The 24,053-nt window shown below is 61.6% G+C and carries 23 protein-coding genes; 11 read left to right on the top strand and 12 right to left on the bottom strand.

Going from position 1 to position 24,053, the window contains the following annotated elements; translation table 11 throughout:
- The first annotated feature begins 26 nt into the window (after nucleotides 1-26).
- On the top strand, nucleotides 27-1,061 hold the full coding sequence (locus AC1DBD_RS16895; RefSeq protein ID WP_476982577.1) for a PDDEXK nuclease domain-containing protein: 1,035 nt from the start codon (nucleotides 27-29) through the stop codon (nucleotides 1,059-1,061).
- Between the two features lie 719 nt (nucleotides 1,062-1,780).
- Here the strand turns inward: AC1DBD_RS16895 and AC1DBD_RS16890 are convergent.
- Both AC1DBD_RS16890 and AC1DBD_RS16885 read right to left on the bottom strand, forming a co-directional pair.
- On the bottom strand, nucleotides 1,781-1,912 hold the full coding sequence (locus AC1DBD_RS16890; protein WP_476982633.1) for a hypothetical protein: 132 nt from the start codon (nucleotides 1,910-1,912) through the stop codon (nucleotides 1,781-1,783).
- Nucleotides 1,913-1,953: 41 nt separating this feature from the next.
- Nucleotides 1,954-2,538, bottom strand: coding sequence for a GAF domain-containing protein (locus AC1DBD_RS16885; RefSeq protein WP_476982576.1), 585 nt, complete (start codon nucleotides 2,536-2,538; stop codon nucleotides 1,954-1,956).
- Nucleotides 2,539-3,504: 966 nt separating this feature from the next.
- Here AC1DBD_RS16885 and AC1DBD_RS16880 point away from each other — a divergent pair.
- Nucleotides 3,505-4,692, top strand: coding sequence for a S1C family serine protease (locus tag AC1DBD_RS16880; RefSeq protein WP_476982575.1), 1,188 nt, complete (start codon nucleotides 3,505-3,507; stop codon nucleotides 4,690-4,692).
- 505 nt (nucleotides 4,693-5,197) lie between these two features.
- Here the strand turns inward: AC1DBD_RS16880 and AC1DBD_RS16875 are convergent.
- The gene (locus tag AC1DBD_RS16875; protein ID WP_476982574.1) at nucleotides 5,198-6,160 is read right to left on the bottom strand and encodes a pilus assembly protein TadG-related protein; all 963 of its coding nucleotides are present in this window, start codon (nucleotides 6,158-6,160) and stop codon (nucleotides 5,198-5,200) included.
- Between the two features lie 243 nt (nucleotides 6,161-6,403).
- On the opposite strand from AC1DBD_RS16875, the gene AC1DBD_RS16870 reads away from it, so the two are divergent.
- Nucleotides 6,404-6,595, top strand: a complete 192-nt coding sequence (locus AC1DBD_RS16870) for a hypothetical protein (RefSeq protein WP_476982573.1) — start codon at nucleotides 6,404-6,406, stop codon at nucleotides 6,593-6,595.
- A gap of 24 nt (nucleotides 6,596-6,619) precedes the next feature.
- Here the strand turns inward: AC1DBD_RS16870 and AC1DBD_RS16865 are convergent, their stop codons facing one another.
- The 3 genes from AC1DBD_RS16865 to AC1DBD_RS16855 form a co-directional block, all read right to left on the bottom strand.
- Nucleotides 6,620-7,714: an alkaline phosphatase family protein gene (locus AC1DBD_RS16865; RefSeq protein WP_476982572.1), complete on the bottom strand. Its 1,095-nt coding sequence runs from the start codon at nucleotides 7,712-7,714 to the stop codon at nucleotides 6,620-6,622.
- 178 nt (nucleotides 7,715-7,892) lie between these two features.
- On the bottom strand, nucleotides 7,893-8,567 hold the full coding sequence (locus AC1DBD_RS16860; RefSeq protein ID WP_476982571.1) for a response regulator: 675 nt from the start codon (nucleotides 8,565-8,567) through the stop codon (nucleotides 7,893-7,895).
- A complete protein-coding gene (locus tag AC1DBD_RS16855; protein ID WP_476982570.1) occupies nucleotides 8,560-10,200 on the bottom strand; it encodes an ATP-binding protein in 1,641 nt (546 codons plus the stop codon). The genes AC1DBD_RS16860 and AC1DBD_RS16855 overlap by 8 nt, the downstream gene beginning before the upstream one ends.
- A gap of 187 nt (nucleotides 10,201-10,387) precedes the next feature.
- Here AC1DBD_RS16855 and AC1DBD_RS16850 point away from each other — a divergent pair, with 187 nt between their 5' ends.
- The 7 genes from AC1DBD_RS16850 to AC1DBD_RS16820 all read left to right on the top strand — a co-directional run bounded on the left by AC1DBD_RS16850 (nucleotide 10,388) and on the right by AC1DBD_RS16820 (nucleotide 17,959).
- Entirely contained in the window at nucleotides 10,388-11,242 is an 855-nt protein-coding gene (locus tag AC1DBD_RS16850; RefSeq protein WP_476982569.1) for an ABC transporter ATP-binding protein, read from the top strand.
- Nucleotides 11,239-12,123, top strand: a complete 885-nt coding sequence (locus AC1DBD_RS16845; protein WP_476982568.1) for an ABC transporter permease — start codon at nucleotides 11,239-11,241, stop codon at nucleotides 12,121-12,123. Before AC1DBD_RS16850 ends, AC1DBD_RS16845 begins: the two co-directional genes overlap by 4 nt.
- Before the next feature lie 77 nt (nucleotides 12,124-12,200).
- A complete protein-coding gene (locus tag AC1DBD_RS16840) occupies nucleotides 12,201-13,316 on the top strand; it encodes an ABC transporter substrate-binding protein (protein ID WP_476982567.1) in 1,116 nt (371 codons plus the stop codon).
- Nucleotides 13,317-14,277: 961 nt separating this feature from the next.
- Nucleotides 14,278-15,090, top strand: coding sequence for a GGDEF domain-containing protein (locus tag AC1DBD_RS16835; RefSeq protein ID WP_476982566.1), 813 nt, complete (start codon nucleotides 14,278-14,280; stop codon nucleotides 15,088-15,090).
- Between the two features lie 162 nt (nucleotides 15,091-15,252).
- The gene (locus tag AC1DBD_RS16830) at nucleotides 15,253-16,695 is read left to right on the top strand and encodes a glycosyltransferase family 2 protein (RefSeq protein ID WP_476982565.1); all 1,443 of its coding nucleotides are present in this window, start codon (nucleotides 15,253-15,255) and stop codon (nucleotides 16,693-16,695) included.
- Nucleotides 16,692-16,910, top strand: a complete 219-nt coding sequence (locus AC1DBD_RS16825) for a hypothetical protein (RefSeq protein WP_476982564.1) — start codon at nucleotides 16,692-16,694, stop codon at nucleotides 16,908-16,910. Before AC1DBD_RS16830 ends, AC1DBD_RS16825 begins: the two co-directional genes overlap by 4 nt.
- A 230-nt stretch (nucleotides 16,911-17,140) precedes the next feature.
- Entirely contained in the window at nucleotides 17,141-17,959 is an 819-nt protein-coding gene (locus AC1DBD_RS16820) for an NYN domain-containing protein (RefSeq protein ID WP_476982563.1), read from the top strand.
- A gap of 155 nt (nucleotides 17,960-18,114) precedes the next feature.
- On the opposite strand, the gene AC1DBD_RS16815 is transcribed toward AC1DBD_RS16820, so the two are convergent.
- From AC1DBD_RS16815 to mobC, 6 genes are all read right to left on the bottom strand, one after another.
- The gene (locus tag AC1DBD_RS16815; protein ID WP_476982562.1) at nucleotides 18,115-18,945 is read right to left on the bottom strand and encodes a hypothetical protein; all 831 of its coding nucleotides are present in this window, start codon (nucleotides 18,943-18,945) and stop codon (nucleotides 18,115-18,117) included.
- 71 nt (nucleotides 18,946-19,016) lie between these two features.
- Nucleotides 19,017-19,445 carry an HIRAN domain-containing protein gene (locus AC1DBD_RS16810; protein WP_476982561.1) on the bottom strand — a complete coding sequence of 143 codons (429 nt, stop codon included), beginning with the start codon at nucleotides 19,443-19,445 and terminating at the stop codon, nucleotides 19,017-19,019.
- A gap of 443 nt (nucleotides 19,446-19,888) precedes the next feature.
- A complete protein-coding gene (locus AC1DBD_RS16805) occupies nucleotides 19,889-20,956 on the bottom strand; it encodes a hypothetical protein (protein ID WP_476982560.1) in 1,068 nt (355 codons plus the stop codon).
- A gap of 75 nt (nucleotides 20,957-21,031) precedes the next feature.
- Nucleotides 21,032-21,781, bottom strand: a complete 750-nt coding sequence (locus tag AC1DBD_RS16800) for a hypothetical protein (protein ID WP_476982559.1) — start codon at nucleotides 21,779-21,781, stop codon at nucleotides 21,032-21,034.
- Nucleotides 21,782-21,790: 9 nt separating this feature from the next.
- A complete protein-coding gene (locus AC1DBD_RS16795; RefSeq protein WP_476982558.1) occupies nucleotides 21,791-23,389 on the bottom strand; it encodes a relaxase/mobilization nuclease domain-containing protein in 1,599 nt (532 codons plus the stop codon).
- Nucleotides 23,390-23,396: 7 nt separating this feature from the next.
- Nucleotides 23,397-23,792 carry a plasmid mobilization relaxosome protein MobC gene (gene mobC, locus AC1DBD_RS16790; protein WP_476982557.1) on the bottom strand — a complete coding sequence of 132 codons (396 nt, stop codon included), beginning with the start codon at nucleotides 23,790-23,792 and terminating at the stop codon, nucleotides 23,397-23,399.
- 125 nt (nucleotides 23,793-23,917) lie between these two features.
- Here mobC and AC1DBD_RS16785 point away from each other — a divergent pair.
- Nucleotides 23,918-24,053, top strand: a 136-nt coding sequence (locus AC1DBD_RS16785; protein ID WP_476982632.1) for a pentapeptide repeat-containing protein, incomplete at its 3' end; no start/stop codon positions are given.

Genomic DNA, 24,053 nt, shown 5'->3' with positions numbered 1-24,053 from the left:
CCTGGATGCTCTTTAGGATGGAACCCATGACCCCACCGCCCCATCTCGCCCTTCCTAACGGTTACACCGATCTGCTGGGCAACCTAAAGCACCGTGTCAGGGCAGCGCGCACGGCAGCCCTCCGGACCGTCAACACCCAGTTGATCGAGCTCTACTGGTCCATCGGGCGTGACGTGAGTGTTCAACAAGAGAGCCAAGGGTGGGGGAGTGGTGTCATCAAACGGCTGGCCGATGACCTACGCGCTGAATTCCCCGAAATGAAGGGATTCTCCGCACGGAATCTGCAGTACATGACTACTTTTGCCCGCGCCTGGCCCGGAGCCGCAATTGCGCAACAGCCTGTTGCGCAATTGCCTTGGGGCCACATCACCGTTTTGCTCGACAAGATCCAGCCGCAGAAGGACAGGGACTGGTATGCCGCCGCTGCCGTCGAATACGGCTGGTCGCGCAACGTGCTGATGAATATGATCATGAACAGGACCCTCGAACGGACCGGGGCAGCGCCTTCGAACTTTGCGCAACAGCTTGTTGCGCCACATTCCGAGTTGGCGCAGCAGGTCGCCAAAGACCCCTACAACTTCGAATTTCTCGGCTTGTCCGGTGAAGTGGCCGAACGCGACCTTGAAAACGCACTGACGGCCAGGATCACCGAGACCCTCCGCGAACTCGGCCCGGGATTCTCGTTCGTGGGCCGGCAGGTCCACTTCGACGTCGACGGCGACGACTTTTACGTGGACCTTCTCTTCTTCCACATCGAGCAATCCCGCTACGTCGTCATCGAGCTCAAAACCGGCAAGTTCCGGCCCGAATTCGCCGGGAAACTCAACTTCTACGTCGCACTCGTCGACGATGTCCTCCGCCGGGATCACCACAACGAGACCATTGGGATCCTGATCTGCGGGAGCAAAAACGACCGCAGCGTTCGATACAGCCTCGGACGCGCAACTTCACCCATGGCAGTCGCCGCCTATACCTACGATTCACTTCCCATGGAGGTCCGCCAGGGGCTGCCGGACGCAGAGCACCTAACGGCCGCTCTGGGATGGACCGAAACGGACTGACCGCCCCTTCGGTAGAACAAACCGGGATACGAGCTGAGGCTGCGTTCGTGGGCATAGAGCCATGCATACATCAGCCCTCAGGCCGCCGGGTTACCAAGAGGGGGGCGCCCATCGAGGTCAGCTGCGACAGGTGCGTGGGAACGATCAAACTGACCACGCAGGTAGGCGCGCCGCCGGAGGGTAAGCGGGCCTGCGGGTTGGGAAAACACATTTGATCTCACCCCCATTGGTTTGCCCGGTCCGGACCGGGGCACCCTCTACTACTGGCCTGACAAAGGTGTGGATCCCGCTTAGCCGTTGCAAAACACACTGACCGGAGGTTAGGGAGCCGCTCCTTGCCCGTCGAAAGTGTCGCTCTCCCGAGATAGCCTTTACGGCTAGCAATTCCACGATGCCCTACGCAGCTTCGGGGATCCTTATTGCATGGTATTTTGCTGCCTGGAGAGGAGTCCGGAGATGAGAATCAACGAGCACAGAATGCTTGAGCTTCTCAGGGACCCCCGGGGGCCGTACGCGACCATGATGGTGCTGAGCGATCCTGATTTGAGAGATCTGTTAGACGCCCTCTTCAGGTATCTGGCTACGTCAAATCCTGCGCACGATGCACTTATTTGGTATGAGATCGGAAGCCGTTTGGCCCAAATGCGACCTCACTGAGGGACCTTGTTTCTAGCTCAGAATCGCTTGTCCAAGAATTTACGGAATACCCACGCCGCCCATCAGTGGTATGAAGCCCGCCGTGCAGAGGCGTCGAAGTGAGTCGCTACCTTTCCACCGCCGGCGGATTCCACGACCGAAGAAGCCACCTCACTGAGTTTCACGTTTCTGTGGTTTGAGGCGCTTACGAGAATCTCGAAGGCTTCCTGTTGTGTACATCGATTCTGCGCAATGATTACGCCACCGCAACATCAATTGTCGTGCGTGATGCCATTGCCAGTTTCAGGTTCTCCTCGGTCCGGCTATGTTCGGCCAGAAGCAGGGCCAGCCTTAGCCCCTTTGCGGCCTGAGCAACAAAGCTTTGCGCCCGACTCACGGCCGTTGGGGTGAATGCGTTCTCCCGCTCGGCGTATATGTTAAGGCCAGCCTGGGCAAGATTGTCAGGCAGGTGGAACGGCACCGCGAGAACGGAGCGAACCCCTTGAGCCGCGGCTAGGGATGTGTATTCCGGAAAGACGTCTCCGACTCTTGTATCCGGGACATGTACTAAGCGTTGGCTCCGTATTGCCAGAAGGCAAGGTCCGTCTCCGAGGGTGTGTTGCAGCTCATCAAGCATCCGGGCCTTGTCGCCGCTGCACCCTATCGTGTCGACGTTCTCCTGTCGGAGCAGTGTGATGCCGCAATAGATCTCCTCGGAGCCGAGCAGTAGGTTTGCGGACGCATAACAGGCGAGTTCGTCGAGGAAGTCGGCGACGGCCTGCGTTTCCAGAAGTAGATCCGGAATGCTAACGGACTCCGCGGCCCCCTCCTTTCGCTCCATCGCCCAACTATTGCGCGTTTGGTCTAACGGCGTCGGGGTCATAAGACCCAAGTTTGGTCTAATCATACGAACCAGTCCATCGTTGTCGGAGGGGACCCTGCCCGGGCTCGGCCCGGCTTGTCGAGACCACATGTCGTGAAACCTGATGGGGAGACCCAGCCTAACGGCGACGTAGTGTCAGCGACCCAATGTGGAACGGCAGGTGACGATGCTGCCGCGCCGGTTTAAGTGGCCTCACTTACGCTGAAGAACTCGGGGCGCCCATTTAGGCCTTGTGAAGGAGGTCATGTCCCAGGTCATGGCAGCTCGATACTGCGCGTTGCGGGCCGTGCGCGGTTATTCGTTCTAGACGGCCATCCGCATATCCCATAATGTGGTCGTGGCCATCTGCCCCAACCCTTGGTGGCCTCATGGGACGCCCCCGTAAAAGCTGCCCCCGGCTCTTGCGGGGGCGTCTCCCGCTCCGGCGCTTGGGGGCCCGAGCGGCGGTGGAGCCCTGGTCCAAGCTGGCGATTGGATGGGCGCGAGGTTGATGGTCAAGAAAAGTCGGCGAGGCAGGGGACCTCGTGGGCGCACCCAGAGCACTCTCGAGTCTGAGCTGATGGCATCAGCGATGCCGGAGATTTTGCCGTGGCCTCGCGCGATGCACCTCACTCCCTGGCCCGCCCGCAGGGCCGTCTAGTCTAGCTCGGGTGCATCGGTCGGAAACTAGGGATCTGAAATTCTACTTAGAGGTCATCCGCGTCCAGCGGCTGCCCTTTCTGCCAGAAATTGCACAGCCGATACACAGGGGCCCCTCATAGGTTTCCTATCCTCCGGGCAGAGACTGGGGTCACCACAACGGAGGAGCAACCCATGTTTCAGGATGAAGCCGATCAGGCGGGCAATGCCTCTACGATGACCAGCCGGGAACCGGCGTTTTCTACGGGCCATCGGATCCGGAGGGCCCGGACGTTTCGGGCTCCGGTGTTGATCGGTGCGATCCTGGCCGGTGGGGTGCTGGGCGGAGCGGCGGCAGCCGGTGCCGGGTCCTTCCTGGAACCCCCGGCCGGTGCCACCGCTTCGGTGAGCTCGCCGGTGACCGCCCAGGTGGTGGTCAACAGCACGGACAGCGCGGCTACCGTGGCGGCCGCGGCCAAAAAGGCCTCTCCCAGCGTCGTAACCATCTCGGCGACCTCAGGCAGTGCCGGGGGCACCGGATCGGGCATCATTCTTGACCAGCAGGGCCATATCCTGACCAACACCCACGTTGTGACCCTCGATGGGCAGTCCGGTTCTGCGAGCATCGAGGTACGAACAAACGACGGTAACGTCTACCCCGGCACCGTAGTCGGCACGGACCCCCTATCGGATCTTGCTGTGGTCAAGATCGACGCGCAGGGACTGGTCCCGGCCACCTTGGGCGACTCATCCAAAGCCAATGTTGGGGACAACGTGATCGCGATCGGAGCCCCCCTCGGACTGCAGGGCACGGTAACCGACGGGATCGTCTCCGCTGTGAACAGGACCATCAGCATCGCGTCTTCGGCGGCGCCTGACACGACCGGCTCCTCTGGAGCTAATGGCGCCGGAGGTAGCGGGCGCAGATACCGCTACTCTCAGCCGGGGGCTCAGAACAGTAGCGGGACCCCTTCTTCAGATATCAGTATCAACGTCCTGCAAACGGATGCCCCCATCAATCCTGGGAACTCCGGAGGGCCCCTGGTCAGTAGTTCCGGTGACGTCCTGGGGATCAATGTGGCGATTGCCTCAGCCGGGGCTTCGACGTCGGGAGGCCAGTCGGGCAGCATCGGCGTCGGATTCTCAATCCCTGTCAACGACGCCAAGCGCGTCGCCCAGGAAATCATCGCCGGTGGGTCGGCCAGCCACGGCCAACTCGGTGCCAGCTTGGCTGATGTACAGGCCGGTTCCGGTTCACAGTTCACGTCCGGCGCCCGGGTGACAGCCGTCAGCGGTGGCACCCCGGCTGCCAAAGCCGGCATCAGCAGCGGCGACGTCATCACTGCCCTTGACGGGCGTGCCATTCAGAACGCGGAAGAAGCGACGGCGTCGATCCGGGAACACGCAGCTGGGGACACGGTGAGGATCACTGTCCTGCGCGGGGGCAAAGAGCAGCAGGTGGATCTCACCCTCGGATCAGCTCCCAAAGCCTAGGGCCGCCCGGAGCCATGCCTCACCGGTCAGCGTGGAGCGCACCTCGCTGAAGAGGGAAGCGGAGAGAAGGGAGGCTGTGGGATGACGTACCTCCAGCGTCTTTTGCGCCCGATGATGGGTGCGTTCGACTCGGGGTGGTGGCGCGGCGGCCCGGCCGGGTCCGCAGGGCCGTTCTGGATCTACCGGGGGCATTCTCTGACGCTCGGCAGCGGAAAGATGGAACGAGGGCTTCTTTAGCGGACGTTAGTCCTTCGGTTGGGTGGTGGGCCTGCCAGCGGCTCGACGAGGCGGAGCGTTCGCTCCGGTCAGCGGCGGTGGTGGAACGTTCGGACCCGCTAGATGCCCTTGCCTTCGCCCGGATGGCCCGAGACCTGGCCGTCCATGCGGACAGGGTCGTTCGGTCCCACGCCGGAAGAACCAGGCATCGTCACTTGATCTAGTAGTGGCCTTACTCAGCCTCGGGCGGGACCACCTCGAAGGCGATCGCGGCCGGGCCCATCAGTCTTCAGTGCGTCAGCCGGACGAGCTCCGCTCCGAGGTCCGGGCCGCCGGGGGTAAAGGCGTTATCCAGGCTCACAAACCGGACGAATTGACCGATGACTCCCGCGCAGTTGCCCGAGCAGGAGTTGCCGCCTTGATTGTTGTTGTAGCTCATCCCGGGGAAGTTGTATCCCGTTAGTTGGAATGCGGCGAAGCCCTTGATATGGAACCACCCGTTGGCTCCCTGGCTGCCGGCGTCGTCAAAGACGGGAAGGAGCACGGTGCGGCCGATGAGGGCCATGAAGTCCGAGGAAGAACATTCGTGAGGGGCGGGCTTACCTGGTTTGGAGGTGATGGTGGCATGCGCCAGGGATATCGCCACGCTGCACACGCCGGCGTCCGGTTTGAGCCATCCGAAGCCGCCGGGAATAGTGTGGCCGGAGTTCGAGGAGCTACTGCAGGTTTGGCCCCCGCCGATCTGCAGCAGCTGTGGGGTTCCGGTGAGGTTGAACTGGCATTCGGAGAAGGCCAGGGGGATGGAGGCTGTTCCGGCGTAGGGGGAGCCCCACGCAGCGGTCGCGGTGGCATCGACGCTTGTTCGGGAGATTCCGAGGACTTGCGCGAATCCGAGCTGCAGGCCCGGGCCGGTTTTGTCCTGGGCCGAAACGTGGACGGTGACTGTTGCGGGGGTGGGATAGCTCGGAGCGTCCGCGGTCGCGTTTCCGCTTCTGATATTCGCTGTCGCAAGGGTCTGCGCCTTGACGGGAGCCGTGGATTGGCAAACGGTTGTCCCGGACTTGGCGCAGTCCTGGGCGATGGCCAATGCGGCCGCATCGGCACCGGTCTGCAACTGGGTTTTCGTCCAGGCGATCAGCCCGATGTCCACCGCAATGGCAGCAAATCCCAACAGCACGACCAGAAGAAGCGCGACAAGTATCGCGACGGCGCCCCGTTCGCTGTTCCGTTGGATCTCGACTCGATTTCGCATTTTCCTCGGTTGGTGAGCGGGCGGAATTCAACCATTAGTGTCTCCCGCGCCTACGTAGCCGGATCGCAAGACCAGCGCAGTTTTTGGCAAGGGATCCTTCACAGTCCTGACAGTTCCGCCGCTCCCGGCGCCTGATGCGAAGACCCAGGACTCGGCTAAGGAGGGTTTCGCTGGGAGGCTAGTCCGGGGCAGCATGGAGGGGTGACTTTTCTATGGTTCAGCACAGTTCACGGAAGGAGATTCATGAACAGGGAGGAACGGAACCGGTATTTCCTGGTCCGGGCAGCTGTGCAGATTCTGAGCGGAGCTTTGATCGGCTCGCTGATCTGGGTGCTGGTGCCGGATTCCGGGGCATTGCATCTGCTCCCGGCCGGGATCGGGTGTCTCGTCTCCCTACCCTTGGTGGTGGCCTCCTACGACGTCGGACGCCGCTGAGTCGCTCACGGGGCGGAGATGAAGTTAGGCGCCCGATCGGTAGACGTCTGGACCGAAGGTGTTGACGCCGGGTTCGGAGGCACCGGCCAAACGCGGGAGGCCGAAGAAGTTTTCCACGCTGGCCAGGAGGCTGTAGTGATTGTACGGTCGGTCGGACGTTGCTCCGGACGGTGAGAACGGCGAGATGACCAGGGCTCCGACCTTGCCTCCTTCCGTGCCTCCGGTGACACCCGTCGACGGACCGACGGCGCCGCCGTCGGCTTCGTCGAATGTGATGATGAGCATTCCATCCTGCCGGAAGGCCGGGGAGGACAAGATGGAGGGAACCTGGCTCTTGAGCCAGGCGTCGGCAGTTCCGAGGCCTCCACTGGTGCCGTCCGCACAGGGACTGTCGTGAGCGTCGTGACAAAGGTTCGGTGTGATGTAGGACAGGTTCCGGGTGGTGCCTACCGATTTCAAGTCCTGGTGGAGCGTTGAGTAATTCACCACATTCTTCGCGCAGTCCGGGCTGGAGGTGATGGAACGGAAGTACACGAACGGGTTGTGGCGCGTGGCGTATTGATCGTCTGGGGTGGCGGCAACGTGCGCGTCCGCGGTGCCCAGGTCGGGGTGCTGGCAAGGAGAAGACATGTCTTCCATGTAGCCGCGCCAGGACTTTCCCGCGCCGGTGAGTTGACCGGCGAGGGTAGGTACGTCGGCCGGGAAGACGCAGCCGTCGCCCTGAAGCCGGCCCTGGGTGTCGACCCCGGTGGAGGTGAACGGCGTGTACGTGTGGCAGTCCTGTTTGGTGCTGTCGTTTGGAAGTTGCCCGGAGATCTGGGCGAGGTAGTTAGGCAAGGAGTTATGCGAGATGCCGTAGTAGTTACTGAGCAGGACTCCTTGGGAGCGGAGGGTTCCCGACAAGTAAGGTGCGGGTGAACCGCTGCCCCAGACCCGGTCATAGCCCTTGTTCTCGAGGTTGATGACGAAAGCGTGTCCAGGGGTGCCGGAACGCGTCGCAGGAGTGCCCGCCTGCGAGGGATCAGACCCCGATGTCGAGGCGCAACCCGATACCGCCGCCATCGCCGACAGCAGAAAAACCAGCGGGCCCAGGAAGCGACGGCGGTGCCGCCCACTCATGTGTCCGGTTCTGGAGAAGTGATGTGGATCCGTCATGGAGTCTCCCGATGGCCTAGAACACGAAGTATCCGGTTCGGGCAACTGTGACACGCAGGGGCCGGTCGTCGGCAAGGTGTTGCCCACGAATTACCTGTGAAAGTCTGTTGACACTTGCGCCCGCTATTCCATCACCTTGGTATCAGCCGGCCACCGTGTACGAGTTCAACGGTCTGCCAGTTCCTCCGTAGGTAAGGTCCAACGCGAGGAGGCCTTTCCGTTCGAGGGCACTCAGATAGCGTTGCGCCGTCGGCCTGCTGACACCGAGCTGTTCGGCGATTTCGGCGGCATTCACCGGGCCGTGGGCGCCCCTGACAGCGTCGAAGACTTTCTGCATGGTCGGCTGCAGGCGCGGGGCCGCGTCGGCGGGTTCCTTAATTCCGGCCAGCCGTGCTTTGTACAGGTTATCGATCGTGGATTGGTTGGCCATCGATACCGATTCGAGTTCCTGCCGCCACGCCTTATAAGCCTCGAGCTGGGCGCGAAGCCGTTCAAACCCGAAGGGCTTGACGAGGTAGTAGACCGCACCGCTGGTCATGGCAGCTCTTACCGTGACCAGGTCCTGGGCGGCGGTGATCACGATGCAGTCGATTGGCGTTCCGGCCGCCTGCAGCGTTCTCAGTAGCGAGAGTCCGTCTTCATCCGGAAGGTGTATATCGAGCAGGAGGAGGTCGGGGTGTAACCGCCCGATGGCTTCGCGTGCGGCAGCGGCACTGTAGACCTGACCGACGCACTCGAACCCGTCAACCCGTGCCACCCGGGAAGCATGAATGCCTGCCACCCGGAAATCGTCGTCGACTACTAGCGTCTTAATCAACGCCTGCGCTCCTGTCTTCACCTGCTGCCTGCGTCGTCGCGGGCAGCCACACCTCAAAGTTACCGCCGGGTCCCGGGAACACATCCAATGTTCCGCCCGCCCGTCGAACGATCCTGCTCACCAGCGCCAGACCGATGCCCCGACGCATTCCAGGCCGGGGGTCCTTCGTTGAGTAGCCATCGACCATGACCTGGCCGATTTTGTCCGCCGGAACACCGGGTCCGTTGTCCCGGACAGCGATGAAGACGCCGTCCGCGTCGTCGAACTGTACCGTCACGGTCCGAGGCCGGGGAGTATTGGCAAGCGCATCGACTGCATTGTCGAGGAGGTTGCCAACCACCGTCACCAAGTCCGTCTGGTCGATGTCCGGATTTTCCAGCCGGGAGTCGGGCGTCACCGTCATCTCCACGTCCTGTTCGGCCGCGACAGCCACCTTGGCCAGGAGCAGGGCCGCCAGTTCGGGCGGGGCAATCGTAGCGCGCAGCCGCTCACCCAGCGACATTGACATGCTCGAAACCTGCGAGACGTACTTCTTGGCCTGGCCGAGATCGCCCATCTCCAGCAGGCCGTCAACGATGTGCAGCCGGTTGGCGTATTCGTGCTCGAGGGCCCGCATGGCCTCCATAAGGCCCTTGATGGAGTGAAGATCCCGAACCAGACCCTCGATTTCCGTACGGTCCCGGAGCGTCACCACGGATCCGATGCTGCGTCCGGCGGTCGACACCGGCATGCGGTTGACAACGAGGAGTGCCTCCTCGGTCAGTGCGACCTGGTCGGCCGCCGGGAGGCCGCCGGCCAGGAGCTCGCGCAGACGGCCCTGCGGCAGTAAGTCCGCTATGGGTTTCCCCAAGGCGTCACCCTCCAGGTGAAGCAAGCGCCGGGCCTCCTCGTTGATGACAGTCACCCTGCCGTTATCGTCAAGGCCGACGACGGCCTCCCGGATGCCGTGCAACAGCGCTTCTCGTTCCTGCAGGAGGGACGCGATTTCTGCCGGTTCCAAGTCGAAGGTGACACGTTTGATCCGACGGGAGAGTAGAAGCGACCCAGCAACTCCCAATCCGAGGACCAGCGCCGAGAAGCCGGTGATCAGCCATATGTTCTGCATCTGGTTGCTCAGGACTTGGGCGTCCTCGATGCCTACCGAAACCTGGCCAATCACCGCGCCGTTGGAGTCGAAGATGGGCGCCTTGGCATTTGCGGAACGTCCCAGGCTGCCGGGGTCAAAGCCCACGTGGGTCTTTCCGTCCAGGACGGCAACCGGTTCCTCCAGCCGAAGACCGATCTGCGCTGGATCCGGGTGCGAGAACCGCTTGCCTTCCCTGTCGCTGATGACGACATAGTCGGGCTGGGCCGCGGTCATCACCTGCCTCGCAATTCCGTTGATGACGTGGTCAGGATCGCCGGTTTTCAGGGCGGAACGGACTTCCGTCATCTGCGCGGTTGTGGTCGCAATACCCAGGGCACGCAGTTGGTATTGCTGGTCGAGAGTCTGATTGCTGATGATCGAGAAGAGAAATCCGCCCAGGGCCACCGTGAGAATCAAAAGCGACAGCAACGCCAAGAGGATCTGCGCGGTCAGGGTTGAAAAGCGCCGGCTTGCCCACAGCCGGCTGGCCGCCCATTTACGGCTCATTGGGGACACGGAAACGTCCTGCTTGCACCTGTGCAGAAATTGCACAAAACATGCACTTTTGCGGCTAAAGCGCACATGTTACTGAAGTCTTTCTGGCGGGAATGCTCACTCCCTAAGCTTCACACAGTTCCGGTGATCTACATCACGGACTCGAAATGTGCGAGCACAAGACAGCGAGGTCTTTGTAATGAACAACAACCCCACGCGGGAGCCGCCCGGCTCTGCGCACCACCCGGCCGATGGGGCACGGATCGAAATCTCGGGGCTGACCAAGCGGTACCTCACCCCAAAGGGCGAGACCTTCACAGCCATCAGGGACGTCACGGTGACCGTCGAAGCGGGTCAGTTCTGCTCCGTCGTCGGCCCCACCGGCTGCGGCAAATCCACGACCCTGGCCCAGGTCTCAGGCCTTGAAAACCCGAGCGCAGGCTCGGTCCGGGTGGGGGGCAACCTCGTGGACGGCATCACCAATGGCGTGAGCTACATGTTCCAGGCGGATGCACTTTTCCCGTGGAAGAGCGTGCTCGGCAACGTCATGATGGGGCCGATTCTGCTCGGAATGCCGAAGCGGCAAGCGACGGATCTGGCCCGTGATTGGCTTCGCCGGGTTGGCCTGGCCGGCTTCGAGGATCGCTATCCGCACCAGCTCTCGGGCGGTATGCGCAAGCGCGTGGCGATGGCGGCTGCCCTCATCAACAATCCCCGGATCCTGCTCATGGACGAGCCGTTCGGAGCCCTCGATGTGCAGACCAAGGCCATCATGCAGAACGAGCTCCTCAAGCTCTGGGAGGAATTACGCCCCTCGGTCCTGTTCATAACCCATGACCTGGACGAGGCCGTGGCGCTGTCCGACCGGGTGGTGATCATGACCAGCAGTCCCGGTTCGGTCAAAGACGTCTTTGACATTGATCTTCCCCGTCCCCGCGGCAACGTCCAGGAAATCCGGCATGAGGAGCGCTTCCTGGAACTCCAAGGCCGTATCTGGGAGTCACTGAAGGACGAGGTCACCCGTGCCTACGCCATCTCTGCAGGTGCGGCATGACAACCCTTACCCAGACCGAGAACCGCAAGAGCGAGACGCCCGTGGAAGCAGAATCAGTAGCGAAGAATGAGGGCCGGACAAAGGCACGGCGACGCTCCCTGTCCATCTGGATTGGCCGGGTGGTGCTCGCCGTCGCGGTTGTCGGCGGCTGGCAATGGTTCACCACTGTGGGGTGGGTGGATAAGTTCTTTTTTGGCCAGCCCTCCGAAATCTGGGACAGCCTGGTCAAGCTTTTCACCGAAGGTACCGCGTTCGGAACCATTTGGGAGAACCTGGGTGTCACGGCACAGGAAGCGTTCTTTGGTTTCCTCCTTGGAACGCTCGTGGGCGTGGTCCTCGGTATTCTCCTGGGTTCCAACAAATACCTTTCGGCGGTGGTCGGGCCCTACATCAGAATTGTCAATTCGATTCCACGAATTGTGCTTGGCTCGATCTTCATTGTGGCTTTCGGGCTCGGCGTTTTCCCGAAAATCCTGCTCGCCGCCGTGCTCGTCTTTTTCGTCGTGTTCTTCAATGCTTTCCAGGGCGTCCGCGAGGTGGACCAGAACCTCGTGGCAAACGTGCGGGTCCTGGGAGCGTCGCCTTATCAGGTGGCGGTGCACGTGACCATTCCCTCCGCCATGACCTGGATTATCGCCAGCCTGCACACGGCGTTCGGCTTTGCGATCATCGGCGCCCTCGTCGCCGAGGTGCTGGGCGCCCAGAAAGGTATCGGCCTGATCATCAGCCAGGCGCAAGGAACGTTCGACCCGAACACGGTCTTCGCCTGCATGGTGATCATCGCCGTCGTCACACTTTTCGCCGAATCCCTGATCAACCTGCTTGAGCACCGACTCCTCAAGTGGCGCCCCCCAAACCGTTCCGAGGCGCAGGCAATCTGACCCGGATGACATTTTCACCCAGCAACACCCCTCACACACGGATCCCGTTAGGGACAAACACAAGGATGCGTAAACCAATGATGATGAAGCGCCCACTCTTTGCCGCAGCAGCTGCCGGGGCAATTGCCCTTAGCCTTACAGCGTGCGGCGGCAGCGCCAGCCCTGCAGCCAGCGGCGGGCCGGCCAGCGGCAGCGCTGCCGCCGACAGCAGCTCGATGCCCACTGTGAAGATGATGGTCGGTGGCATCGACAAGCAGATCTACCTCCCGTACCAGCTGGCTCAGCAGCTGGGCTACTACGAAAAGTACGGGGTCAAGATGGAACTTTCCACCGAGCAGCAGGGCGGCGTCGGAGCAGAGGAAGCCATGGCATCCGGGCAGGTCGACATGGCCGGCGCGTGGTACATCCACACCGTGGACTTTCAGGCCAAGGGTAAGAAGGTCACCAACCTCGTCCAGCTATCCGGCGCCCCGGGCGAACGAATCATGTGCAACCCCAACGCCAACGTTCATTCCGGCGCCGACCTCAAGGGCAAGACCGTCGGGGTCACCGACCTGGGCTCAGGCACTGACGAACTCACCCAGTTCATTGCCTCCAAGGCCGGCCTGTCCAAGAACGACTACCACACCATCGCCGTCGGTGCCGGCGCCACCGCCATCGCTGCCATCCAGCGCAACTCCGCAGACTGCGTCATGACCACCCAGCCAACAGTCGGAGCGCTGCAGAGCAAGAACCTGGCTGTCCCGGCTATTGACCTTGCCTCAGCTGAGGGCTCCAAGTCCGCCCTCGGCACCGCGCTGCCGTCTGCGGGTCTCCTGGCCCAAACCGACTGGGTCAACAGCCACCAGGACGAAGTGCAAAAGGTGGTCAACGCCCTGGTGGACACCATGCACTGGATCAGCACTCACTCCGCGCAGGAAATTGCCGACAAGCTGCCCCAGAACTTCGTCCAGAACAGCACCATCAGCAAGGCCGACTACGTCAAGGCGCTCGATCAGGACAAGGGCCAGTTCCTCCCCGACGGCATCATGCCGGCAGGCGGACCCAAGACGGTCTTCGACGAAGAGAAATCCATCGGCGTCGACACCTCCAAGGTCAACATGGCTGACACGTTCGACCAGAAGTACGCCCAAGCGGCCCTCAAGCTGGAGGGATACACCGCAACCACCACCCCTGCCGGCAGCGACGGCTAGCAGCGGCGAGGTAGAGCTCCCCTGTACATAATTCGGGGGAGCTCTACTGCGTCGTAGGAGTTAAACTAGCCCGCTGACACTGCGTTCCAGGCTCGAGGTGAACGCCACTCGGTACCGTAGGCGGAGGGCATCCGCGACGTCCTCAGCGCTACCGGGCTGGCACCTCGTCCTGGGTGGGGGTCCGAAATATCATTGACGCTGGGCACCTCTTCCGGCACCTGGGTTTGGAACGCCACAAAGCTTCGTCGTATGTTGTCCGCTTCCTCTTTGCTCGCAAGACCAGAGGTTCTGATGCCTCAATCAGACGGAACTCTCCGCTACACTGTCGACGCGTTGATTCAGGTCCTCGCCGATGAACTCTGCCTCCGACATCCTCAGCGGAGCCCACATTCGATATGGCCTCCATAGCGTCTGAGCCAAGCCCAGAATGTCTTCGTTCCGGTCCGGAATGACCTTCGACGGGCGGGTCGGCTATGGGCCCGACTAAATCTTCGAAGAGGACCCAATCCGCGTCTCGATCAAGTTGTCCCCGGAAAACGTCACAAGCGTGACATGGCGACGTGGCCGGGAACTCATTAGGCTGAGGCGGCGACGAGATAGGGGAACAGTGCTGGATACATTCAGTCTGAAGATGGCATTGGGTGCTGTAACCCTGACCCTCTGTTTGCTCTTTTTCGCGTCATCGAGGCGCACAGGCTCGCCATACAGCGCGTGGTGGTGTGTCGCACTGGCCTCATGGCTTTCTGGAAACATCGTCTATCTCTTCAACGGGACTGATCATCAGCTGTGGGCCAATCCGCTAGGTAACGCGCTTCTTGTTAGCGGATCATTCAGCGCCTGGGCGGGCTGCCGGAGTCTCCGCGGGATCGGGCCGAGACGTTGGCCCCTACTGCTTGCACCAATAGTGACTCTCGGCGCCTCATTTCTGGCTAACCCGGCCGAAAATGCATGGTCTGGGGGTGTGGTTTACTTCGGACTGATGGGCTTCGGCCTGGCGTTTGCGGCAAGAGAACTCATCCTGCTCCCGGGGGATTCACGGGCCCAAAGATCGGTGTTGCTCGCTGCCGCAGCCTTGGTAATTTTTTTCACGTGCAGGGCAATCGTGTACGGGCTCGCGGGGCCCGATGGAGAATTTTTCCGCACCTATCTGGGCCCGGGGGTTACGAGCATCCTGCTCATCGTCCTGCTGGTGACGGTTTCCTTCAGCATGACGACTCTCAGTAATGATCGCCTCGTCACTGCCCTCAGCGAGCGGGCAGCCCGGGACGGAATGACAGGTCTATTGAATCGAGAAACCTTCCTGGACCAGGCCCGGGCAGAACTCATCCGACTTGACGGAAGCAAGTCCGTCTCCACGTTGGTCCTGGCTGATCTGGACCATTTCAAGTCGGTTAACGACACCTTCGGGCACGCGGCCGGGGACGCAGCCATCCATGCTTTCGCGGACGCCCTGCGGGCTTCCGTACGCCGCACAGACCTTGTCGGACGATTTGGGGGAGAGGAATTTATCCTGTTCCTGCCTGAGGCGGACGCGGAAAAGGCAAAAGCAATCACTGCCGGCATCAGCCAGCGTTACAGATCTACTGCTGCCCCGGACGGGGTGGTCTTTCCGACAGTAAGCTACGGGATCGCTTCCACCGCCCTAGATAGCTCCCTGACACGGCTGACCCAGGCCGCTGACGGGGCTCTTTACGAAGCGAAGGCCAGAGGCAGGGACCAAGCCGTTTGTTCCCCCGACGAAAGCCAATGGGCCCTCTACCGGGCCGATAAGTAGGGCATCCGAACCCGACTAGACGCCAGGGCCTCCGGGCGCCAGAAAAGTTTGACCGGGTCGCCGGGCGAATCTATTGATGCTGCCAAGGCCGCCTATCCGGACCAAACGTAACTTGGCAATGTGGCAGGTGATGCTACTGGGAACGCTGATAAAATCGCTGCCATGCGTACGGGAAGGCTAAACCGGGCCGTCGGAGTCGTTATTGCTCTCATAGCAGTTGGTGCCGCCGCCCTCCTCTGGTTCGCTGTGGCGGCCGCGGGCCCGGCCCTCAGCGAGTCGCCGGCACAGGGAATTTTCTTCGGTGTCTGGCGGATCTTTTACAACACTGATGCTCCCGCGCCGAGGGTACTCCTGGCAGCCGGTGCTCTGGCTTTGCTCCTGGCCGCTGGCGTTGCCACCGTCGACCGCCGAATAGTCAACCGATCCCGCAGGTCCCTGAACCCTCTCACTGGGCCTCTGGCGCCGAGGGTCGTGATGGGAGCGACCCGTGGAGAATTCGCCGGGCCGGTGACCGTAACGGTGTTGATCCCTGCCCACAACGAAGAAGCGTCCGTGGGCCTGACGATCGCATCCCTGCTGCAGCAGTCCCTGCGCCCGGACAGGGTGATCGTGGTAGCCGACAACTGCACGGACCAAACCGTCGAACGGGCCCAAGCAGCCGGCGTGGAAGTCATCGAATCGGTGGAGAACAGCGACAAAAAAGCGGGCGCCCTCAACCAGGTGCTCAAGCAAATTCTGCCGGACCTGGGCGATAACGATGTCGTTATGATCATGGACGCGGACACAATGCTCGATGACGGCTTTATCGAGGCTGCCGTCAACCGCTTTACCGCGGACCGGGCGCTCATGGCCGTTGGCGGTCTCTTCTATGGCGAGGAGGGCCATGGCCTGATCGGGCAGTTCCAGCGCAACGAATACCTGCGCTACGGCCGCGAAATCAGTCGGCGCCGCGGTCGAGTCTTCGTTCTCACCGGAACCGCTTCAATGTTCCGGTCCCGGGCACTGCGCACAGTCGCGGCGAACCGGGGGAAAACGATACCTGGTACCCTGGGTGACGTCTACGACACGGCAGCCTTGACGGAAGACAACGAGCTCACCATCGCCCTCAAGTCCTTGGGCGGTTTAATGATTTCACCCACCCAGTGCACTGTCGTGACGGAACTGATGCCAGGCTGGCGGACCCTCTGGGCTCAACGCCTTCGCTGGCAACGCGGTGCCCTGGAGAACATCGGAGCTTACGGACTTACTCCCCCGACAATGCGGTACTGGGCCCAACAGCTGGGAATCGGCTACGGCGTCATCGCTCTGGGCTCCTACCTGCTATTGATATTTTTGATGGTCGTCTCTTTGGACACGTGGATATGGTTCCCGTTCTGGCTTGGGCTCGGCATGCTGTTCATGGCTGAGCGGGTGGTGACCGTGTGGTCTGGCGGTTGGAGGGCCCGGGTCTTGGCCGCCACGCTCTTTCCGGAGCTCTTCTTCGATATGTTCCTGAACATTGTGTATCTCAAAGGTGTGGCTGACATCGCCTTGGGCCGAACGGCGACGTGGAAGCACCTCACCCCCACTCGCATTCGAGATTCAGAGGAAGCAGAGCGCCCATGACCACTTCTCTCGGGGTTCCAGTTGGCCTGCTATTCCCGGAATCAGTGCTCCACACGGACTGGTTCGCAATTCTCGCAACCTTCGTGGCGATCAACACAGTGATGTATGCGGCATTGGCCTTCGCAAAAGTCCTGCCAAAAATCCACCCGACGGAATGGATCCGGACCCGCAACGATCGGGCTGAAAGCCGCAGCATCTATCCGGATGCTGAATAGGGGCCTCGAGCCCGGGCGACACAAGCCCTCTTCCGGGCCGGCGTCATCGAGCAATTCGCCTTTACTGCCTTCCCCTTCAACCCCATAAGTCAAACCGTCTACGGTCCAAGATCGCGGGCCAGAGGCGTTGCAAGGACCAGCTAAACACCTGCAGCGCTTCCTTCCGGTATCTCTGTATCCGTTCCCAAACTTGGCTTTACGTAAGCAGAGGCAGCGGATAAGACTGTTCTATGGAGCAGTTCAACCACGTCGCGACGGGGCGGTCCCCACGTGTGGCAGTTCTCATTGACTGCGACAACGTCAGCCCCCGCCGTGGGCACGCCATCCTCGCTGAAGCCCAAACTCACGGAGTACTCGGTGTGAAGCGCGGCTATGGCGACTGGGGAAGCCCTCAACTAAGCGGTTGGCGAATGGTTATGACTGACATGGCCCTGCAGCCCATTCATCAGGTCGCATACGTTCCTGGCAAGGGCGCGACCGACACGGCCCTAATCATTGACGCAATGGATCTGTTGTACTCCGGAGCCGTTGACACCTTCTGTCTCGTAGCCTCTGACAGCGATTACACCCGCTTGGCTATCAGGCTCCGAGAGGCTGGCAAACGTGTGATCGGCATGGGGGAGAAAAAGACACCTGCGGCCTTCAGCAATGCATGTGACCGATTCACGTTTCTCGAACTGCTCCAAGACGATGCGAGCTTCTCTCAGGAGAGCGGGAATTCGATGGCTCCTGCTACCTCGCCGCCCGGCCAATCAGTTCCCGAAGGTCCTATCCAAAGCGAGCCAGCCGTTGCCGCGCCCGAGGCGGGTGACCTGCCTGACCTTGACACGATGATTCGAGCAGCAGTTACGAGCAAAGTAGAAGACGACGGTTGGTCTCTCCTATCGAACATTGGATGGTTTTTGGTTGGAAACTATCCTGCATTCGATTCACGTAACTTCGGATTCGCTCGACTCGGGCAGCTCGTTCGATCGCGAGACTATCTAGAAATACACGAAGAGCCAGCGCCTAACGGCAACTCTCGGACCAAGGTGAGGTTACGACAATAGGGGTCGGAGCCAGAGCTCCCGAAGCTTGAAGACGAACGATCTAATACGGCGAGTTGACATAAGATCCATTATCGGCGTTTGAAATTTGCCGGGCAAGAGGCCCGAAAAGGGCCCTCCTTCACCTAAGCAAAAGGTCATCTCTCCATCACTTATGGCTACACCTGGCCGCTTGCTTTAGAGGTGCCAGATGAAGCCGGGGTGGCTGTGCCGAAATCGAAGAGCTCATGAACCTCGCTCCATTCACTGCCCAGCGGTTCTGTAAGGCTTTCAGGCATGGCTGTTCCAACGTCAGCAACATAGGCGCCCGCAATTTGAGGGGCCCATTCGGTTGCCGTCACACTAACGGGGTCAATAAACAGATCTTCGGCCAGATCCAATGAGCCATCGGCTACGAGCCGCTCGATCAAGTGCAGGGCTGCTACGGTCCCCAGCATCTCGTTGCAGACTGTCTTTGTGGCATTCAGCAGCATCTCTTCGGCGCTGATGCCGGCGCCGTAGGAACGCCGCAGCTCATCCTCGTGCAACAGTTGACCGTAAAGCCAGGCGCCGGCGACCTCCTTGTTGGTCATGCTCGGTCCGCTTCGGGGCTCGGTCGGGCGGCCTTTCGGATAGTCAGGGTCCGCAGCTCGGAACTGTGCCCGCAGCCCCTCGATCTCCTTCTTCAGGACGGTGGAGGCCGTCGCTGCCTCTACCAGCGCATTGAGCACTTTGTCGTAATGGACGCCGTCGCTGAACAGAAAGACGGGGCGCACTCTGGCCGCCGCTGACTCGACCTGTTCGGTGGGGAGTAAAGGAGCCGGCACCATAGCCACTGTGCGCTCCCCGGTGGCCAAATTTTGGACGACACGAAAGGACATCGTCCAGGCAGCGTGCTTCTTCAGGTTGTCCTTGTCGGCCGCCAAAGAGTGCTCCTGAACCAGACGAGCGCGCAGCACGAACCGGGAGACTGTCCGAAGTGCTGCAGCCTTCCTCGAGTCGTTCACCATTTGTTCTCCTGCCACTTTCTTTTGATCACCGCCAGCTATGAAAGGTCGGGTCGCCGTGTCCCGTCAGAGCTTCAGCCGCGCTGAAGGTATGCCAGCATCTCTGGAGTGGTCAGGAGTACGCGTGGCGAAGCGGCCTTGCTCTGGATGATGATGCCGTCGAGCTCCTGGCCGGCATCCAACAGTTTTGCGACCCAGGCGGCCCGCTGCTTGTTCACGTAGCCGATCTTCTTCGCTGGACGCCCCGTGGTGATGGTAACGGCATTGGCATCGTGTTCGTTCTCGGGTTCCCGCACTGCCTGAACGCGCTGGCCATTCCGGAATTTGAACGGCCTGTCAGGGTCTTCATAAAAGCCCATGCCCACCACGCGGAACGAGAAAATCTGGAAGTGCCTGAGGACGAGGATCTTGTAATCGACCAACTCCCCATCGGGCAGGGCCAGATCAAAGCCGTTGTGGGAGGAGACCAACCTCAGGGGTGGCATACCATCGGGACCCGCCACGAGCTGACTCTTGGCCGCGGCAGGCGGGACATAGCCTGCGCGATAGCTTTTGACGCTTTGGCCTTCTCCGCCTCGTAATTGCGCACTGCCGGCGGGGGCTGAGACGGAGCCCTTGGTTCTTCACGCGTCAGCTCTACAGTCTCAGCAGGTGCGTTTGCCGTTTCCGGCGTTGCCGCAGGCAGATCCTGTTCCGAAACCGTCACAGATTGCGCTGGCCCGCCCAGCGCTGACTTCACCTTGTCCCATATCCCCATGCGCTGACTGTATCGACTACGGAAAGGAAAGGAGTGCCCGAACCGCAGGATGTAGTGGGCAACATGCATGGTTGACGGAATATCCGCTATCGGCGTTAAAAGCGCGGGAGTTGCAGCGGCTGCGAGAACTCCCGCACCTTGACGAAAACGACGTTCCCGCAGGTCAAACGACCCTTGTGGCGATGACTGTCATTCCTGGGTCGCTTTTACCAGAACCTGGGTTTCAGGGTTGATATCAGTACGGGCGAGTACATCGTGTTTCCATCCTTCCCCCAACCCCATGAAGTCGACGGCGGCCTTGCCCTGCTTTACGGCCGCTGCAACTGATTGGCCTGATGCCACGGCTGCATAAAATCTTGCGGCGAAGGTGGCTGCTGCAAAATCTCCGATTGAGTCGGCGGTGGCAATTATCGTTCCTGTGACGTCGAGAAGGACTTCAGCTCCTTCCAAGGTGTCGCACCCGTTCAGGATGAGAAGTGCGGGAGGTGTGTCCGTGGAGGAAAGCGCCAGGGCCAGCAAATCGTAGGGAACGTCCCGCCCCTCCGGTACAGCGACGTCGCCATTGTCGAACAGCAGAGCAGCGTCGCCAGCGTGGCCGGAGAAGTGGACAACATGTGGACGCAGGTCATTTAGCCCGTCGAGCATATCTTCGGGGGTTACGGAGGGCCTGTAGGTGATGTCAATCAAATCTCGATGCAGTGATCCGCGCACGGCCTGTTGCACACCTCGAACTTCAGCGTCGGTCCTCAAGTTCATTTCGGAGTTGGCTGTCATGTAGAGCACGCGCAGAGGTTCGGGCTTGGGCTCGGGGATGACGCGGACCTCGTGTACATATCGCACTTCAGGGCGTGCCAAGCGAGCGATTTCGCGTGCGTGAGCCTTTTCCACTTGTCGTTCGCGTGTCGCGGCCTGCGCTGCTTGTTTGCGCTGCGCTTCAGCTTTCCTGGCTGTGGCTTTTTCCTCCCGTTTCAGGTTTGTGCGGGCAGTACTGGAGTCCTTGGCTAGCTGAGCTAGCTTCATGGACGCTTTCGCCACTTTGGCGTCCTCAGCGGCTGCCTGCTTCTCCGCGGTTTCAGCCGTACGTCTATGGGAGCGAGACATGGATTCGCTTGTTGTCCGCGTTATTCTATTCAACGCCGCGGCCGCACTGGATCGGTATTTAGAGGCGGCGGCGCGCGCTTTCGAAAGGTTGGTTTGTTCGACACCCTCTTGGCGGGCAATCTGGACTAACTTGTCGCGGTACTGCTTTTCAGACACGCACTCTCCTCTGTCCGTCCTGATACCCGGCGTTGATCACCGCCTGGCTTGTTGTCGCGGTGTCTGGCGGGAATCCTAACGTTCGATCCCGCCGCGTTCCAATGTCTTCCCCTGACCGGCCAGTTTGGCAATCTTCGACGTCTTGGCAAGCGAGGGCTTGTTGGCCACAGCAGCCGTCGCCGGTATCCCCTGGTACTTGTCTGCCAGGAGCCTGGAGTTGACCGCTTCGCGGTCCCCTTTGCCTTTGAGGCTTTCGGCCAGCTGTTGGCGCCGTTCTGCTGTGTCCCACGCCGGTTCGCTTCTGTCTGCCCGGTCCTGTCGGTTGGCGCCGGCAACTGCTGCGCCGGCCACGACCTCATCGGTGCGCGCCGCCGCTCCCTTGGTCCGTTCATTTTCGGCCTCAAGGCGGGCTTGCTGTGCACGGGCAAGGGCCTCGGATACGGAGGCCTCGTCCGCTCCGGTGTTGTTCACGTCGATGCCGTAACGGCTCTGGACCTGTTCGCCGATTTTCTCGGCCGCCTGCGCAGCTTCGGGGTCGTAGTCCTTCCAAGCCGTGGCCGTCTCGTGAACCCGTTCGATCATTTCGGGGGTGGCTTTGTCCCACCAGTCCTCGCGGGAGACCGGCGCCAGCTGGGCCCGGGCGGCAGCCCGCTGGGCGTCGAAGCGTTCCTGCAGCTCCCGGGCCCGTTGTTCCTCTGCTGCGGCGATGGTGCGCTGTTCCTGTTCGCGCATTCTGGCAAGCTGCTCGCCGATTCGGCTGGCAACCATCAGCCCGGTACGCATCGCCCCGTCCACTGCATCTTCCATTCCGTCTGCTTCGCTCATGCTCTTCCCCTATCGCTCGATGCCTGGATTGTTCTTACCTTGGGTCTCTTCGGTCCGTGGCTGCGCTCCCTGCAGCTGCGCTGCGTCTGGTCGGGTCAGTACGGGAGGCAGGGGTGAGCCGCCTCGTGAACGTTCGCCCAGGAGTCTTGATTTGAGGGCTTCCTCGGACGCTTCCGGGTGCTGTTGGCGCAGCGCCTCCATGGACATCGGCTGTGCGTTGAGTGTCTGCGCGTTGGCGCTGGCTTCGACAACCTTGCTGGCCGCTCTGACGGCTGTGGCAAGTCCCCGGACCCGGCGCAGATCGTCCGTTGCCTTGTGCATGTCGTGGATGGCCCGGGCCGTCTGGGCGAGCTGCCGGAACATGAGGGCGTACGCGGCGCGGTCGCTCTTGGAGGTCTCGGCGAGGAGGATCATGGTGGCCCCGCGTGCGGACGGCAAGGACACTGCCGGGCGTGCCGGGTAACGGCGCAGCTGGGCGGACTTGGCGAGTTCTCGGGCAGCGTCTGCGAGCGGTCCCGGTGTCGGTTCGATCCGCTTGGACCAGGCACCGAACGCCGCGGAAGTCTCGCGGGCTGCCTGCGCCCAGGCGGCGTGATCATCGTGCGGGGTGGTGGCCAGTTTCTCCCGGAGGGAACTGACGTCGTTGGCGTACTTGCTCCACAGCTCAGCCGATGGTTGCGACGTCTCCCGGCCGGGGCTTACCGGCCGGCGGTTGCGCGCCGCAGCGTTCCATTCCGCGACAGCGCTCTCCGCTGACTCCGGGGTGCTTTCCCACTCTGCCCGGAGCTTGGGCAGTGCCAGGTCACGTCCCAACGAGTTGCCGCCGAACCACACGGCGCGTTCTCCCTTGCGGGGGCGTTCGGCCACGGAGTAGCCGGTCACGACGTCGGTACGCCCGGCCGCGTAGCGGGGACGCACGAGCATGCCCTCCTGGCGTGCGCGCCGGACAAACTCCGCCTCATCTGTCGATGCCGCTGCGCAGACGCGCACCTTGCGGGCGAGGCTGTGGCGCTCGACTTCCGGCAGCCCCTGGCGGATGGCTTTGGACTGTTCGGCCGGGGTGAATCCGCGCTCGGCGCGTAGGGTCCCGACAGCGTTCAGTCCGTACTTCTTCTCCAGCGCCCTGGCAGCCTGTTGAGACTTGTACTTGCTCTTCCAGCCGTTCCATTTGGTGCCGTCGTCCCGGACCATCGATGCGACGATGTGGATGTGGTCGTTGCCGTTCTTGCTCAGTCCGTGACGGACCGCAACCCACCGGGCGGGGGCCTTTCCGCCGTCCTCGGTGAAGTCCATTTCCTTCATGAAGTCGTTCGCGATGACACCCCACCGCTCGTCGCTGAGCTGGCCTTCTTCTGCGGCCAGGCTGAGGGAGCAGTGGAAGACGTGTCCGCCGTCCACGTCGGTGTCAAAGAACTGCTTGGCGCGGTCAAGTGCATTGGCGACGTCAAGGGCAGCATCGCGGTTCAGCTCGTTGTCATCATGCCAGGCCATGAGCGCCGAATCGCCCGCAACGAGGTGCGGTTCTTCGTGTTCGTTTGCCCGCCCCGGTCCTGCGAGGTAGATCATCAGACCCGCCATGCGGTCGCCCTGGGTGATGTTCGGAATCACGGTGAAATTACCGCCCGGCCATGTCGGCGAGCTGACGGTCAATCCGGATGATGACAGCGCGTGCATGGGCGATGGAAGCGGCAGCTTCCGCCGGCACTTCCCCCGTCGCATTCGCGTGACGTGCGATCTGGTTGATGTTGTTTGCCACGGTCCCGACAAGGCGCTGCAGTGTAGAGAGCTGCATGAACTGATCCCGCCGCTCCGACGGATTCTCTGTGCCCTCGCTGAGCGCCGCCTCGATCAAAAGCCGCGGGATGGTCACACGGTGCTTCTCCGCCAGGGCAAGGAGCTGGGCTTCCTCTTCCGGGCTGACCTTGACCTCGTGACGGTGCATCCGGCCGCCGTCAACATTCGCCCGGCGACGACGGGATTTCCAACCGGCGAAGCCACTGCCATCACTCACTTGTCCCGCCCTTCGAATTTGCCAGCGCAGCGAACCCGGAAACCCGGGGACCACACTGACAAGTGTGCCGCATCCTAGACGACAAGTCGAGGATCGAGCCAACTTAGCCGCGCTAAGTTACCAGCTTGCTCCGTCGGGCCTCGCTCCGTCGGGCCTCGCTCCGTCGGGCCTCGCTCCGTCGGGCCTCGCTCCGTCGGGCCTCGCTCCGTCGGGCCTCGCTCCGTCGGGCCTCGCTCCGTCGGGCCTCGCTCCGTCGGGCCT

This window comes from Arthrobacter sp. 10T419 (assembly GCF_056394105.1).
Note: the sequence above shows the minus strand (reverse complement) of the source record. Positions and strands in the feature narration are given on the sequence as shown.